This window comes from Lysinibacillus sp. NPDC093712 (assembly GCF_050280025.1).
Taxonomy (GTDB): Bacteria; Bacillota; Bacilli; order Bacillales_A; family Planococcaceae; genus Lysinibacillus.
This window is the reverse complement of sequence record NZ_JBNNUU010000001.1, coordinates 1,263,429-1,277,402: the sequence shown is the minus strand read 5'-3', so window position 1 is coordinate 1,277,402 and position 13,974 is coordinate 1,263,429. Positions and strand designations below refer to the sequence as shown.

General features: G+C 32.7%; 16 protein-coding genes. 8 read left to right on the top strand and 8 right to left on the bottom strand.

Going from position 1 to position 13,974, the window contains the following annotated elements:
* Nucleotides 1–64: 64 nt before the first annotated feature.
* The 3 genes from ACQKNX_RS06645 to ACQKNX_RS06635 form a co-directional block, all read right to left on the bottom strand.
* Complete coding sequence (locus ACQKNX_RS06645; protein WP_427428147.1) at nucleotides 65–547, bottom strand: hypothetical protein; 483 nt, start codon at nucleotides 545–547, stop codon at nucleotides 65–67.
* 222 nt (nucleotides 548–769) lie between these two features.
* Nucleotides 770–934, bottom strand: coding sequence for an aspartyl-phosphate phosphatase Spo0E family protein (locus ACQKNX_RS06640; RefSeq protein WP_172771661.1), 165 nt, complete (start codon nucleotides 932–934; stop codon nucleotides 770–772).
* A gap of 531 nt (nucleotides 935–1,465) precedes the next feature.
* On the bottom strand, nucleotides 1,466–2,020 hold the full coding sequence (locus ACQKNX_RS06635) for a GNAT family N-acetyltransferase (RefSeq protein ID WP_427428146.1): 555 nt from the start codon (nucleotides 2,018–2,020) through the stop codon (nucleotides 1,466–1,468).
* Nucleotides 2,021–2,295: 275 nt separating this feature from the next.
* Here ACQKNX_RS06635 and ACQKNX_RS06630 point away from each other — a divergent pair, with 275 nt between their 5' ends.
* Nucleotides 2,296–2,763: a GNAT family N-acetyltransferase gene (locus tag ACQKNX_RS06630; RefSeq protein ID WP_427428145.1), complete on the top strand. Its 468-nt coding sequence runs from the start codon at nucleotides 2,296–2,298 to the stop codon at nucleotides 2,761–2,763.
* Between the two features lie 28 nt (nucleotides 2,764–2,791).
* The gene (locus ACQKNX_RS06625) at nucleotides 2,792–3,229 is read left to right on the top strand and encodes a GNAT family N-acetyltransferase (RefSeq protein WP_427428144.1); all 438 of its coding nucleotides are present in this window, start codon (nucleotides 2,792–2,794) and stop codon (nucleotides 3,227–3,229) included.
* 158 nt (nucleotides 3,230–3,387) lie between these two features.
* Here the strand turns inward: ACQKNX_RS06625 and ACQKNX_RS06620 are convergent, their stop codons facing one another.
* Entirely contained in the window at nucleotides 3,388–4,125 is a 738-nt protein-coding gene (locus ACQKNX_RS06620) for a class I SAM-dependent DNA methyltransferase (protein ID WP_427428143.1), read from the bottom strand.
* A gap of 210 nt (nucleotides 4,126–4,335) precedes the next feature.
* On the opposite strand from ACQKNX_RS06620, the gene ACQKNX_RS06615 reads away from it, so the two are divergent.
* Complete coding sequence (locus tag ACQKNX_RS06615) at nucleotides 4,336–4,707, top strand: CPBP family intramembrane glutamic endopeptidase (protein WP_427428142.1); 372 nt, start codon at nucleotides 4,336–4,338, stop codon at nucleotides 4,705–4,707.
* A 210-nt stretch (nucleotides 4,708–4,917) separates the two neighbouring features.
* Entirely contained in the window at nucleotides 4,918–6,072 is a 1,155-nt protein-coding gene (ccsB, locus tag ACQKNX_RS06610; RefSeq protein ID WP_427428270.1) for a c-type cytochrome biogenesis protein CcsB, read from the top strand.
* Nucleotides 6,073–6,149: 77 nt separating this feature from the next.
* Here ccsB and ACQKNX_RS06605 read toward each other — a convergent pair whose 3' ends face one another.
* The 3 genes from ACQKNX_RS06605 to ACQKNX_RS06595 form a co-directional block, all read right to left on the bottom strand.
* Nucleotides 6,150–6,350, bottom strand: a complete 201-nt coding sequence (locus tag ACQKNX_RS06605) for a cold-shock protein (protein WP_010859201.1) — start codon at nucleotides 6,348–6,350, stop codon at nucleotides 6,150–6,152.
* Between the two features lie 372 nt (nucleotides 6,351–6,722).
* On the bottom strand, nucleotides 6,723–7,349 hold the full coding sequence (locus ACQKNX_RS06600; protein ID WP_427428141.1) for a response regulator: 627 nt from the start codon (nucleotides 7,347–7,349) through the stop codon (nucleotides 6,723–6,725).
* Nucleotides 7,346–9,544 carry an ATP-binding protein gene (locus ACQKNX_RS06595; protein WP_427428140.1) on the bottom strand — a complete coding sequence of 733 codons (2,199 nt, stop codon included), beginning with the start codon at nucleotides 9,542–9,544 and terminating at the stop codon, nucleotides 7,346–7,348. The genes ACQKNX_RS06600 and ACQKNX_RS06595 overlap by 4 nt, the downstream gene beginning before the upstream one ends.
* Nucleotides 9,545–9,757: 213 nt before the next feature.
* On the opposite strand from ACQKNX_RS06595, the gene ACQKNX_RS06590 reads away from it, so the two are divergent.
* The 3 genes from ACQKNX_RS06590 (at nucleotide 9,758) to ACQKNX_RS06580 (ending at nucleotide 12,176) form a co-directional block, all read left to right on the top strand.
* Entirely contained in the window at nucleotides 9,758–10,678 is a 921-nt protein-coding gene (locus ACQKNX_RS06590; protein ID WP_427428139.1) for a hypothetical protein, read from the top strand.
* A gap of 145 nt (nucleotides 10,679–10,823) precedes the next feature.
* Complete coding sequence (locus ACQKNX_RS06585; protein WP_427428138.1) at nucleotides 10,824–11,801, top strand: thymidylate synthase; 978 nt, start codon at nucleotides 10,824–10,826, stop codon at nucleotides 11,799–11,801.
* Nucleotides 11,802–11,975: 174 nt separating this feature from the next.
* Nucleotides 11,976–12,176, top strand: coding sequence for a hypothetical protein (locus tag ACQKNX_RS06580; RefSeq protein WP_427428137.1), 201 nt, complete (start codon nucleotides 11,976–11,978; stop codon nucleotides 12,174–12,176).
* Between the two features lie 119 nt (nucleotides 12,177–12,295).
* Here ACQKNX_RS06580 and ACQKNX_RS06575 read toward each other — a convergent pair whose 3' ends face one another.
* The gene (locus ACQKNX_RS06575) at nucleotides 12,296–12,835 is read right to left on the bottom strand and encodes a hypothetical protein (RefSeq protein WP_427428136.1); all 540 of its coding nucleotides are present in this window, start codon (nucleotides 12,833–12,835) and stop codon (nucleotides 12,296–12,298) included.
* Nucleotides 12,836–12,927: 92 nt separating this feature from the next.
* Between ACQKNX_RS06575 and ACQKNX_RS06570 the strand changes: the two genes are divergently transcribed.
* A complete protein-coding gene (locus ACQKNX_RS06570) occupies nucleotides 12,928–13,872 on the top strand; it encodes a hypothetical protein (protein WP_427428135.1) in 945 nt (314 codons plus the stop codon).
* Nucleotides 13,873–13,974 lie beyond the last annotated feature (102 nt).

Genomic DNA, 13,974 nt, shown 5'->3' with positions numbered 1-13,974 from the left:
GCAAAGATTATGCTTCTAGTAATGGTAATTCAAGCATAGTATATAGTAAATGTGCTTTATAGTATCAAAGCGGCGTATCAGCTTTTAGTATTGGTGAATACGTACTACTACCTAATAGTATATTATTCGTTTCTGCATCGATCACTATATATTTATGAAATTCTTCTTGTTCGTTTTGGCGATATGAGGCTAAAAAATATACTTGTCTGTTTGGATGAATCATAAAGTAATCTGAGAGATCTAATTTTCTACTGTTGTCATTTGTTTGTATATTAAACATTTTATAAGTGGCAGGCACATCTTTAAATAGAATTTTTTGGCGAACGTTAAACGATGAATCTTTATACTCTTCATAGATGGATTTATCTAATTTCTTATAAAATTCGTCTTCAACAAGAAATGATTGAAAGTGATTACTAGGGTATTGAAGCGTAGTGTCAGATGTTGTGATAGGTTCACATATAGTAGTTGTCGACTCTTTTGGTAAAGTCTCTGTGTGTGTAAATAAATTAGAAATAACGACCAAGGTTAAAAACAGTACTTGCATAATTTGGCCTCCTATAATTATTGTTATAGGTAGATTTCCCAATTTTTTGTTATGTATACGTTTCATTACAGTAACATTTTGAAAACTAAGGAATATCAAAAGGACATTTTAACAAGTAGTTGGACTGAGCGAAAAACCAGCCAAGTATACATTATTTATGACTGGTTTTATCGAAAATGGGATTACATAATAAAATTTATTTATAAATACTCCTCCTTTATATTAGGATGCTTGTTTTAAATATTTATTTAGTAAAACATCAAGTTCTTGGCTATAATCTACTACCGCGGGGTGGGTAAATCCTAAATCTTTTGCCTTTTTATACATAATTCTCCTTTTAATCTCAATTTCGAACTTCAAGAATTGTTTAAGCAATAAATGTACCAACTTATTCTCCTCCTAATTTTTTTCCGCATATTCTTGATTTTAAATTCCAATGACTTTGATTCAGCTTTTTCATTGTATATCACTTAAAACAAAAAAATTGTCACATTGTGTATCGAAATTGAAATTCGTAATTTAGTCACAAATTAGTCTAAGTATCTATAAAAATAATGTGAATTCTAGTGAAAATTTTTTACCCTTTTGTTTGATTAATAAGTTATGTATTAGCGAATTGACAGTGTTTTTTCTTTAAAAAATGTTTAGAATTAAACTTTTTTCGTTTGTGTCTTTTTTACTATAGAGAATAATCTATCTAATTAGAATAGTTAATGAGAAACGTTACAATATTTCATTTCTTGTCGCAATTTATCAAATTCTATTATTTGCTGTTTAATTATTAGGAATAATTCTTTTTCTTGAAATTGCTTGACATATATAGTCTTTTTTTCTAAATGGTCAAAAAGCGAAGTCAATATATGGTACATTATAAATGAGTAACGCACACATTCATTATATTGAATGTGTGCGCTTTTTTTAACTAAATGGGGGCCATTCTTCACGTAATAGGCCGAATAAGATAATATCGTGAAATTTACCGAAGCGGAAAATTTCATTACGAAGGGTACCTTCTTTTGTAAATCCACATTTTTCATAGGAACGTATCGCGCCTACATTAAAGCTGAACACTTGTAGTTTAATTTTGTTTATTGCAATGTAGTCGAAGATGAACGTGATGAGCGTCTGCATAGCATCAGTACCTAATCCTTTACCTTGCCATTTTTCACTCAAAGATATGCCTACTAAACATGTACTATTAATCCAATTAATAGAATATACACCACATGAACCAATAAGCTGTTGCGTCGTCTTTTCAAAAATACCAAAGAAAAATTCTTCCTTTTTTCCACTAATATTTTGAAAGAATGTAGAATGGTCTTCTACTGTATGTGGAAATGGAATTTCATCATTAGCAAGTAATAAAGTATGTTGTTCACTCTCTATCTTTATAAACTCTTCTAAATCAGAAGATGCCATTTGCTTTAATATAATTGATTGCCCATTAAGAAAATCTTTAAAATATTGTTCCATGTAAATTCTCCCTTGTTTAAGGGCTGCAGTGTAAGTTTTACATCCCTTTAAAATTAGCTTGTTCCAAACATTTCTACTGCTTTTAACGCAATCATAGTCGCATCTCCTTTAAATTGAATAGTATAATAATAGCATAGTTTGGAATTTAAAGTAAATAAATGAAGATTAATACGATAGTGTGTGATTGAATTTAGTAAATTTTAAATTATGATAATCTGCTATTAATTTCTAAAATATGTTAAAATTATATGGATGTAAATGGAAGGAATGATAAAATGCGACTAAAATTTTATGATGTATCTGATCGTTCATTGATAGAGCAATACATGATAACTAAAGAGCAGCTTCGCTATACGATGTCCCCTCAGGCAAGTATTGAATTAGTTAAAACTGATAAAAGTCGACATGCAGTGTTAGGGATAAAAGAAGGGAAGCTCGTTACGTTTTTTGTTCTTCACGAAAAGGAAGGAGTAAAACCTTACACTGGAAATGATCAAGCTTTATTAATTCGTGCATTTTCAACGGATGTCAATGAACAAGGTAAGGGGTATGCAACTGAAGCATTACAATTATTGCCCTCGTTTGTGCAACAACATTTTCCTACTATAAACGAACTAGTTTTAGGTGTGAATTTTCCTAATATCGCGGCACAGGCTCTTTATAAAAAATGTGGCTTTGTAGATGAAGGCGTCAATGCAGCAGGGATTAACGATGAGTTGAAAGTAATGAGTTATTATTTATAAACTGTCAAATGAAATAAGGGTGAATGAAATGATGCCAGTAATAGAGGCAAGTATAGAGCATATTGATGACCTATGTACAATGGATAAAGAAGTAATAGGGGATTATTCAAGAAATGATATGATAAAAAAAGCAATTGAAGAAAAGCGATGCCTTATTCAAAGAACGCACAGCGGTATTGCAGGATTTTTAATTTTTACGACTAATTTTTTTGAATGTAGTTTTATTTCATTGATCATTGTAAAACCTTCTGAACGAAGAAAAGGGGTGGCTTCATCACTACTAGCTAGTTTTGTCAGTATGGCACCAACATCCAAAATTTTCTCCTCTACAAATCATTCAAATTTGCAAATGCAAAAAGTATTTGAAGTGGCTGGATTTAATAGAAGTGGCTATATTGAAAACTTGGATGATGGTGATCCTGAAATCATTTACTTTAAATCAAAAGTGAATGAAATTGAGAAGTAATTGTTTGAGTGTCTGCCACTTGCCATAATATAACTAGCATAATATCGTCTTACTATAAGTGAAAATCCACATTGCTTTCCGCGGCACAGTGTAAGCCGCAGAAGTCTAAGTGGATTTTTATTTTGATAATTCAGAATTGTTTGAGTGCCTGTCACGCTTTAGTGCTTCTTTGCTCGTACTAATAAAAAGGAAGGTTTCCTTAATTCTTTTTTTAGTTTTGGCAGTGCTTGTATTGCTTCGATAGAAGGGACTGGTTCTTCAATTTTCTCCAGAGTGAGTCCATGCGCAATTAGTGTATTGAGTATAGTAGACAGCGTTCGATGATACTTTATAACACCTTCAACTAACCAGGTTTGCTCCCGTAAGCCTTCCGCTTGATAATCATCAATTGCATAATGACATAAATCACCATCCTCATCGCAAATCCAATTATCCATATATTTGCGTGCTGTGACAATCGGGTGTTCTATTGAAAAAATGACTAAACCGTCTTTACGAAGCAATGACGATACTTTAGCAATTACGGCATCAAAATCTTCTATATAATGTAGAGCGAGAGAGCTTGTAATACAATCAAAGCTATTTGCAGGTGCATTAAATTTCTCAAATGATTGTAAACAATAAGAAATGTTCGGATGTGCATGCAATGTTTTAGCAACAGCAAGCATATTTTTCGACACATCTATCGCTGTAACATGCCTTGCTTTGTTCTCAATACAAAACGTTGCAAATTCCCCCGTACCACAGCCGATATCAAGTAATTGTAAATCATGTAGATCGGGCAGTAATGCTTTAAATGCTGGTTGCTCAAGTAATTGATTATAATTGAATGGTGATGTTCGTAATTGTCGGTATTGCTTAAAAAAATTTGGATTATCATAAATATTCTGTTGCATGTAAAACCTCCGAATTATTTTACATAACGTTATGTTTCATTTGCGCATTATTATTTTCTCATACAGCTAAAGAAACAAATAGACTTATAATATAATTTTTGGTAATATGTAGATTGAGGCATGTCTGCTTTCATAAAAACCAACTTTTTGCGTAAGTGAAAAGTTGGTTTTTTTTTGAAATTGTATATTACATGATAAGGAAATGTTGTTTTGGCAAAATATTTAGTGATGAAAACTACATTAATAGTCATCATTGGACTCACAATCAGTGCATTTTCAGCATTATTAGAGGAAGTTGTATGGCGTGGGAATATCCATTTTTATTTGCGTCAGCAATACAGTTTGTGGCAAACCGCTTGCATAACAGGTGCCATATGGTCTTTATGGCATTTACCAATTGCACTATTTTATAAATCTTATAGTATGCCATTTATTGGTGTAACTATTTATTTGTTGCTGTTATATGGAATATCGTTAGTACTTTCAATGTTCCGAGAATATGGACTATCTATTATGCCTGTCGCTATATTACATGGTATGATGAATGTTTTTTATTTAAGTGATGTCTGTTGCATTAAATAATCAGGAAGGCATAAAAGGTGGGATAATCCTGTTTGTATTCGTTTGCTTCTTCTTGTATCGTCACATATTTGTAACATATACCATTACAAGTAAAAATTTACAGATGAAAGAAGGCACTTAATGTAACGGGTTACGTTCTGTTTATGGAGAGGCATTCACAGCTTCTACCAAAAAAGGATGTTGGAGGTCGTTATGTTGGGAACTGAAAAAATATTAAGTATGAGTGGGTATTCGTTATTTGCAGCTTTTATTTTACTGTTAATTGCCATTTTACCGTTTGGACTTGCAGTAAAATCATCAGGACATACGTTTAAGAGACTTGGTCTTATACTTACATATTCCGCCTTTGTCTTACAATTATGCTATTTTATTTTAAGATGGTTTGCAGTAAAACACGCACCTGTTAGTAATATGTACGAATTTATGACGTTTTTTGGCATTATGCTAACGGCTAGCTTCCTCATTATTCATTATTTGTATAAGCAAATTGTTGTAGGGTTGTTTGTAATACCTGTAGTTTTAATGATTCTTGGCTATGGAAGCGTTTTTACAAATGAAGTTACTCCACTTGTACCTTCATTACAAAGTAATTGGTTAACAATTCATGTTATGACAGTTGCTTTTTCTAGTGCTATTTTATCCATCTCATTTGCAACGGGGATAATTTATTTACTAAAAACGTTGGATGTTCAAAAACGATCACTTAGTACGATTATGTTAGAGTTTGTCATGTACTGTTTGCTTGTTGTCATTGGCTTTAGTGGCGTATCGACTGCTTTTACTATAATGATGGATGACGTACATCTTCAATTTGAAAATACACAAGGTAAGGAAGAACAGATTGTCTATACGATGACACCACTTATTGTAAATGCAGGAGCTTTAAAGGAAAATGGAGATTCTACAGGAGTATTGAAAGTACCTCAAACAATAGACGCAAAAAAGTTAAATTCGATCGTCTGGGCATTTATCGTGGGGACCATTTTATATGGTATCATACGTATTCTCTTTAGAAAGTCGATTATTGTTTTATTAAAGCCGCTGACAAAACGTGTACAGCCTGCATTAATGGACGAAATTTCTTATAGAGCCGTTGTGATAGGCTACCCATTGTTTGCTTTAGGTGGTTTATTGTTTGCAATGATATGGGCACAAATTGCCTGGGGAAGATATTGGGGTTGGGATCCGAAAGAAGTTTGGGCACTTATTACATTTTTATTTTATGCAGCTTTTTTACATCTACGTCTTTCCAAGGGATGGGAAGGGGAGAAAACTGCATGGTTATCTATAATTGGATTTGGCATTATCGTTTTTAATCAAGTATTCGTTAACTTGGTTATTGCGGGTCTCCATTCTTACGCGTAGAGAAATAATTATAAATGAAAAGAGACATCCATAAAGGATGTCTCTTGGAGTTTGAACTGTTAATTCTTGAAAAAGAATTAAAGTTTTACAACGTTTGTAGCTTGAGGGCCACGGTTACCTTCTTCAACGCCGAATTCTACTTTTTGTCCTTCTTCAAGTGTTTTGAAACCTTCAGATTGGATTGCAGAGAAGTGTACGAATACATCGTTTCCACCTTCTACTTCGATGAAGCCAAAACCTTTTTCTGCGTTAAACCATTTTACTGTACCTTGAGTCATTTAAAAAACCTCCAAAAATAAATTCAACAATCATATTCCTTCATTCTGTATAAAATAAACACATAATCATAAGATCGCAAGAACACGTTACTATTGAATACGTGGTTTCATTGTTTACGATGAAGTAATTTAATTATTACTTTCATTATATAACAGTTTCATACATTTATCCAGCAAATGCCGTTTTTTAGTAAGAAAAAATTACATAATATTGTTTCTAAGTGTAATGATTGACCCATTTACTGAAAGAAAAGAGGTATAAACAACCTATTTTGTTAATAAAAAGCGATAAATTGAATGGATTTTATACCATTATTACATATGTTGATACTATGTAAACTTATACAAAATTTTTAGGTAGTGCGTATGACTTTAGTCAATCCATGCTTTTTCTTTTGCAACAATTACTGCCTCAGCACGTGATTCCACTTGCAATCTTACAAAGAGTTTAGATAAATAATTTTCCACTGTACGTTGGGTAACCCCAATTGCAGAGGCGATGGCTTTATTTGTACAACCTTGTGCTACGAGCTGTAAAATTTCCTGTTCCTTATGACTTAGTAATACTTCCTGCTTTGCATTGGAACGATTCGAGTGCTGTTTAACAAAGTCCAAAAAATCAGCCGATAACAAAATTTCCCCGCGCAAAGTAGCTTGGATTGTTTGAATAACTTGTTCTTTCGTAGCAAGCTTTGATAAAAGTCCATCCACTTTTTTTTCAACGAGTAGCTCGTAATAATCGGACAACTCATAGCCTGTATAAAGTATAATCAATGCTTCAGGTTGTATTTTCTTAATCATTTCAGCAAGCTGAATGCCATTTATCGGTTTCATATTAATATCAATTAAAAAGAGCTGGAAAGTTTGAGTCTCCATTCTGGAAGCGACATTAGCACTTTCTTGCTCTGTTTCAATATGGACATTTTCTAAGTCTTGTAATAATGTTTTCGTTCCGTCTAAAACGACAGGATGATCATCTACAATCAATATTTCAATCATTTGTTTGGTTCCTCACATTCCTCTTGAATTTGAATAAAAACATGCATGCCATCATTTGGTTTGGAGGTAATGGTCATTTCTCCGTTAAACGCTCGAACACGTTCTCGTATTCCATTAATGCCCATAGAAGCGGATGATTGCATTAAATCTTCAATATTACACCCAATACCATTATCGTCATATTGGAGAACAAAACCATTGTTTATCGCAAGTAGGTTAAGTGAAACCTTCGATGCATCAGCGTGTTTAATCGCATTGTTAAGCAGTTCTTGAACTAGGCGATAGACGACTAAATGTAAAGTTGCATCTTGAAACTGAACTCGGTCAATTTGAGTATTCAATAGAAAGTTAGCTCGAATTTTTACTTTTTGTACAAGTTTTTTTAAAGCCATTTCTAAACCAAAAGTATCGAGTAATGGGGGACTTAGATTTTCACAGTACTCTCGTAAATCTTTAGTGGCATTAATAAGCTGCTCCCGAATGTCTAACACTTTTTTTTCTTCAATAATAGGGGAGCTTGCTATAACATCTAATTCCCTCGCCAAATGAAGCTGCTCCTGTAAAATAGTGTCATGTAACTCCTGTGCAAGAATACTTTTTTCTTTCTCAATAATATTCCATAATAATTTATCGAGCCAGGGAAGTTGGGTGTTATTCGTGTCTTTCATGTGCTGAATATCGCGTACTAAATCTTCAATATGCTTTAAATTGTCGATAAACATAGAGACATATAAAGCAAGTAACTCCAACCAAAGTAACTCTTCTTTTTGTAAAGTGTGTCTTATCCGAATAAGAATCTTTTCATCCACTGTATCATGGATAAGTAGTTGTGTCATTTGGTTCTCAATTTGGATGCCGCCTTGTGGGAATTGAACATCCTCGGTTATTGTTTCAAGTGTAAATGCTGTAGTACCAAGTTTTTCGGTAATTTCATTTTTAAGTTTATTAAGTAATTCCTGTTGGTTTTTTGCAATTCCAATGCGATTAACAGCCGCATATAAATTATGTACATAATCACCAGATGACGAAAATATAATTTTACGATGTTTAAAATCTAGTTGCTCTTTTACATAGAAGCTTGTAATAAAGCCTATGAAAAGAACGATAAAAACAACAATTAGCATTGCAATTGTAAGCTGTTCAAATAACAATATTGCTAAAAATGTCGTTATTATTAGTGAGATAAAAAAGGCAAGTGATGAATAATAGCGAAAACGGGATAATTGGTACTCAATATCAAACAATCGTTCATTTAACTGAATGAAAATAAAGGAAAAAGGAATAAACAAAATAAATAAAACACTTATTTCAGGCTGAATGATTGCTTTATCAACTAAAATTTCAGGTACAACAAATAATAGTAAAAACGGCAAAAAAGGTATAATACAGGAAATGGCAATTAATCGTATTTTCGCTAACCGTGTTCGTAAATAGCTAGTGAGTAATATAAAAATAGCGTATAAAATGAGTAATGCAAATAAACCAAGCGTAACATTAGGCGTGATATCCTTAAATTGTGGCACAAATAATTCAATGACATAACAAGATGGAATGATGACTAAAGGAATAAAATAGAGCCACCTCGTATCTAAGTACGACCATTTTATAAGTAAATAATGGAAATACTGTTGTAAAAAGTGAATAATTAATACTAAGCATAAGACGATACAAATTCCATTGACAATCATGCCAACTACATTCCCTCGACTTGAAGCACCTGTGCTTGTGTAAGCTAACGAACATGTTAAAAGAAATAGTATTAGTAATTTTGTTATGAAATTATTTTTATTATGTTTCCATAAGTAGAAAGCAACACAAAAACAAAGGATGAAATAAAACATCGGAAAAACAATATGTGTATAAAACTCTTCAGGAAGATCACGGTGTTTTACTTCAATTGTATGTACTGTACTGTCTGCTTTTAAAATCGACAACTCATTTGCACTGGCGACGTAAGAATCTCGTTGGGACGATACATAACCTTTCGTGGAATGTTGATCGATGGTCAGAATGGTGTCTCCTTGCTCAATATTCTGTTGTTGTGCCCAACCTATATAATAAGGATCAATTACGACAGGGAGCTCACTAGACGTATCGACTAAAATGTTAATAAAAGGGGCACGAATTGCAATAGCAAGTACATAAATGCCAATAAGTAAGTAGGTGATAAAAATACTAGAAGTCAATTTGTGCATAATATATCCTCTTTATTTTTCATAATCATTATGAAAATGCCTCGTTTCATCAATAAGTATCTACTATATTATCCATAATTTTAGGTTTTTTTGGAATACCGAAAAAAGGTGTTTCGGAAAACCACTATCATTTTTTCGGAATAACGAAATAGTCTTTTCGGTAAAAGCTGTGATAATGTGAATCTAGCTTATGAGAAGGAAAGGGGAGCCTGCATGAAAAGAAGTGTGCTAACACTAATCCTATTTTTCCTAGTCGCCATCTCTATGTATCCGATGACATCAATCGCTAAAACTATTGTTAAAAATCCTGTTGAAGTGGATATCTGCATCATAGGAAGTGACAATCATTTTGTTTATAAGGTTCCTAAACAGTTACATAACAATATGCAATATAATGAGATGAAAAATGATATTGAAGCCTCCTTAGCTAGTCATTGGAAAGTGGAAAGTGCTCATTTTGAAACAAATCAATCTGATGTATTCTATACATTTTTTATCGGGGATTTGTTTCAAGAAAAACAAGATGGTCAATTGAAATTAGCAATCCCCTATCGCACATTAGTAGGAATGTTTAATGAAGATGAAGCTATTCAATTGCGTATTATGGCAAGTAAATTAGCAAATTGGCAAGTAAATGCTAAAGAATGGTCAACATTTGGATTTGACCAGCCACTAACATTTTTGAGTGAGCGAGAATACGTCTATAATGGTGCAGTTAACGAACTGTTACAGCAGCGAGTTGCGCATTTCGATGGGGCAATTGCAAAACAACAAATGATTTTACGTAGTATTATGTATTTTAGCTTTATTATCGTTCAAATTTTTACATGCTTGATTTTATCTAAACGTTTAAAAAAGCGAATTATTCAGCATCCAGAAAATATGCATCAATTTAGAAAACTAAACTATTTATATCAACTCATTCCGTTATTAATTGTCATTGCACAAATTTCTTTTTTAGTGATGTCTGGATTACTGACAGCATTTGGACTCTTTTTTAGCCCTGGCATCGATTTATTGTTTATTGTTGGTCCTATTCTTGTATCAATTATACTGTTACCGATTTTTTTCGTTGCAACAGAAAATGAAATAACTAAAGAATTACATGATAAAACGTTGGGTTCAAACATGTAATGGACCTTTAAAAAAGGACAAAACGAAATTACAGCAGATTCTAATGTAGATGTTGAATTGTAGTTTGATTTTGTATTTGGGCGTCCATTTGCTAACATTAGATGGTATAATGTTCAACAGCATATTTGAAGGAGCTGGTGACAAATTGACGCATCCAGAAACTGCGTATTTAAATTTACTACAACATATATTAGAAAATGGTGTTAAAAGGGACGACCGTACCGGAACAGGTACATATAGCGTCTTTGGCTATCAAATGCGCTTTGATTTAAGTAAGGGTTTTCCACTTTTAACGACAAAGCGAGTGCCATTTAAACTTGTAGCAAGCGAGCTTCTTTGGTTTATTAAAGGCGATACTAATATTCGCTACTTATTACAAAATAATAATCATATATGGGACGAATGGGCTTTTAAAAAATGGGTAGAATCCGATGAATATCGTGGCCCTGATATGACTGATTTCGGTCGTCGTTGTCTAACAGACGAAGCGTTTAATGCGTTATATCAAGCTGAGCTGACATCGTTTTGTGACCGCATTGTCAATGATGATGGTTTTGCAAAGAAATACGGTGATCTTGGCAATGTCTATGGCAAGCAATGGCGTAATTGGACAACATCAAATGGGGAAAGTCTTGATCAATTACAAGACGTTATCCACCAAATTAAACATAATCCAGATTCACGTCGCATTATTGTGAATGCTTGGAACCCAGAAGATGTCATTAATGCAGGTGCAAAGGGGAGTAAAGCTGCTTTGCCACCTTGTCATGTGATGTTCCAATTTTATGTAGCAAAAGGTAAGTTAAGCTGCCAATTAATGCAAAGAAGCCTTGATACGCTGCTCGGGTGTCCATTCAATATTGCATCCTATGCATTACTAACACATTTAATTGCCCATGAATGTGGACTTGAAGTTGGCGAATTTATTCACAGTATTGGCGATGCGCATATTTATGCAAATCACATAGAGCAAGTGAAAGAACAGCTCTCTCGTGAGCCACGGGAACTACCAACCTTGAAAATAAACGCAGATAAAACGTCAATTTTCGAAATAGAACTTGAGGATCTTTCCATCGAGGGCTACAACCCACATCCAGCAATTAAAGCACCAATTGCGGTATAAAAGAAGAGAGCAGCAACCAAAATGGTTGCTGCTCTTTTGATTAGAAATACTAAAACGAGCAATCTGTTTTAAGAAATAGGAAAGAAGTCGGATGGTTAAGTAATGGCACGTCTATTATAGTGTTAATGGTATTAATAGGGATATTTTCTAATAAAATGTTTAGGGGTGGCTGTGTTGAAAGAAAGATTGTTGCTTCAAACACCAAGAAATGCGAAGTTTCTTCGGTTGAAGGAAAATAAACAAGGAGAAGCTTCGTTGCTTAGAAAGCAACAGGTTCAACACGATAGTCCACATATATCAACAACATTATCGCAAGAACAAATAGTGAAAATGATGCAAATAGTTGAAGAAATACGGCTGAATGGCTATAAATAGTTTGAAATGTAAGCGCCTTCTATATGCGCAAGGTTATATACATAAAATTTCAAGTAGACAAGTATGAAAAAAACTTGTTTTTCTAAAACTATTTAGTAATAAATAGCAAGTGTATTAAATTAATAAGAAATGACTTCTCCGTTTTTATCATAAAAAGTAAAAATTGCAGGAAACGTATCCTCTGCATTAGGAGGTAGTTTAAATGTTTTCATAAATGGTGCGGATGTATCAACTTCAATTTCTTTTTCAAAATTCATTAAGTTTGTCAATTTAATTTTGGTAACATTGCTGTCTAATTCGTGTACATATAGTGTGCCATAGTTGCCTTTATTTGTTTTATATTGTCGATAGGTTTCTGAGGGATCTGTTGCTAAATAAATAAATTTAAGTTTACCATTCCAACCTTTATTAAAACGTGCATGACCATATTGACTATCGTTAATTTTCAATTGTACTAACCACATATTTGTTTCTTCTATTCGTTCAAAATGCATTATTTGTATGCTACTGTCGATAAATTCCTCTATAAAATCTTTCACAGTCGTTTCGGATGATGTTAGATGATAGTCGTTATAATAAGCATTTCCGTAAATGAAAAGTCCTAATAATAGTAATGGTGAAAATGTGCATATTACAATTAATAATAATTTGATTTTCATACTAAATATCCTCCTTTTTATAGAAAATACTTTTACTGATTTTTTTTTTAATTTATCATTAAATTATGAAAAAAAACAAGGAGGAAACCAATATGAAAAAATTGTTTTTTATCTTTATTATGATTATTTTCATAGGATTTAATTTGGGAGAAATTCAAGTGAAAGCTTCTAATTTAAATGCAGAGCAAGTGGAACATCTTGAGTCTCTTGGTTTTACTCAAGAAGAAATATTAAACATGCTCCCAGAAGAAATAAATAAAAATTTAGAAATAGATGGAGAAGTTGTTGCAACTAGTACAAAATTTTTAAAAGTGATAGAAAATGATATTTTTAATGAGGAAGATTTAATCAATTTAATTATCGAACTTGATGAGGAGACTTATTTTAAGGAAGTTCAATTACAAGAAGAGAAACAAAATAGTGGCTTTTTTTCAAATAAATCTTTTGTAACAAGGAATGCCCTTAATAAAAAAGATATTGACAAAAGTACAACTTCATATAAAACAGTTACAACAACTATAGTAGCTTTAGAAGCAAAGAAAAAATATCGAGTAAAAACAGCCATTACATGGCATATTATGCCTAAAAATAGAAAAATAGATGTAATAGGGACAAGTATTAACAGTGCCTTCTGGGCTCCATCTCCTGGTTCACAATACGGACAGCAAAGTTGGTCTGTAAGACATTCATGTAATAAAACGAAACATTTAGTAACTACTTATTCAAGCAGCAGTAATGCTTGGACAAAAGGTCCAACTGGTTACCCTTTGAGCATTGATTTACCTGATGATGTTGTGAAATCTTATGCATGTCATAGTGAAAAAGTGCTATCTTTATCTGCATTTTCATATTTTACAGTAGATAGATTAACTTCTACAATTCCCACTCAAATAGATGCGTTTGGTAAATATTTGCACCAAGAATCTTACTGGCAAATTTTTCCGACTATTAATTTTTACCCATTGTCGTTTGGGGTTTCTGCGAGTCAATCCAGTAAATTTACAGAAGCTACGACACATGCAAAAGTAATATTTTAATAAAAACCTTCCCGAGGCGAGTATAGAGACTCAACTTAATTAGTATTAAATAAACGCTATAAATCCAAGCACCTTCTAAGCTATAATGGCTAAGGAGGTGTT

Coding starts and splice junctions, on each gene's coding strand:
- ACQKNX_RS06645 (WP_427428147.1), bottom strand. CDS start 547: ATGCAAGTACTGTTTTTAACCTTGGTCGTTATTTCTAATTTATTTACA.
- ACQKNX_RS06575 (WP_427428136.1), bottom strand. CDS start 12,835: ATGAAAATCAAATTATTATTAATTGTAATATGCACATTTTCACCATTA.
- ACQKNX_RS06600 (WP_427428141.1), bottom strand. CDS start 7,349: ATGATTGAAATATTGATTGTAGATGATCATCCTGTCGTTTTAGACGGA.
- ACQKNX_RS06620 (WP_427428143.1), bottom strand. CDS start 4,125: ATGCAACAGAATATTTATGATAATCCAAATTTTTTTAAGCAATACCGA.
- ACQKNX_RS06595 (WP_427428140.1), bottom strand. CDS start 9,544: ATGCACAAATTGACTTCTAGTATTTTTATCACCTACTTACTTATTGGC.
- ACQKNX_RS06625 (WP_427428144.1), top strand. CDS start 2,792: ATGATGCCAGTAATAGAGGCAAGTATAGAGCATATTGATGACCTATGT.
- ACQKNX_RS06605 (WP_010859201.1), bottom strand. CDS start 6,350: ATGACTCAAGGTACAGTAAAATGGTTTAACGCAGAAAAAGGTTTTGGC.
- ACQKNX_RS06590 (WP_427428139.1), top strand. CDS start 9,758: ATGAAAAGAAGTGTGCTAACACTAATCCTATTTTTCCTAGTCGCCATC.
- ACQKNX_RS06635 (WP_427428146.1), bottom strand. CDS start 2,020: ATGGAACAATATTTTAAAGATTTTCTTAATGGGCAATCAATTATATTA.
- ACQKNX_RS06630 (WP_427428145.1), top strand. CDS start 2,296: ATGCGACTAAAATTTTATGATGTATCTGATCGTTCATTGATAGAGCAA.
- ACQKNX_RS06570 (WP_427428135.1), top strand. CDS start 12,928: ATGAAAAAATTGTTTTTTATCTTTATTATGATTATTTTCATAGGATTT.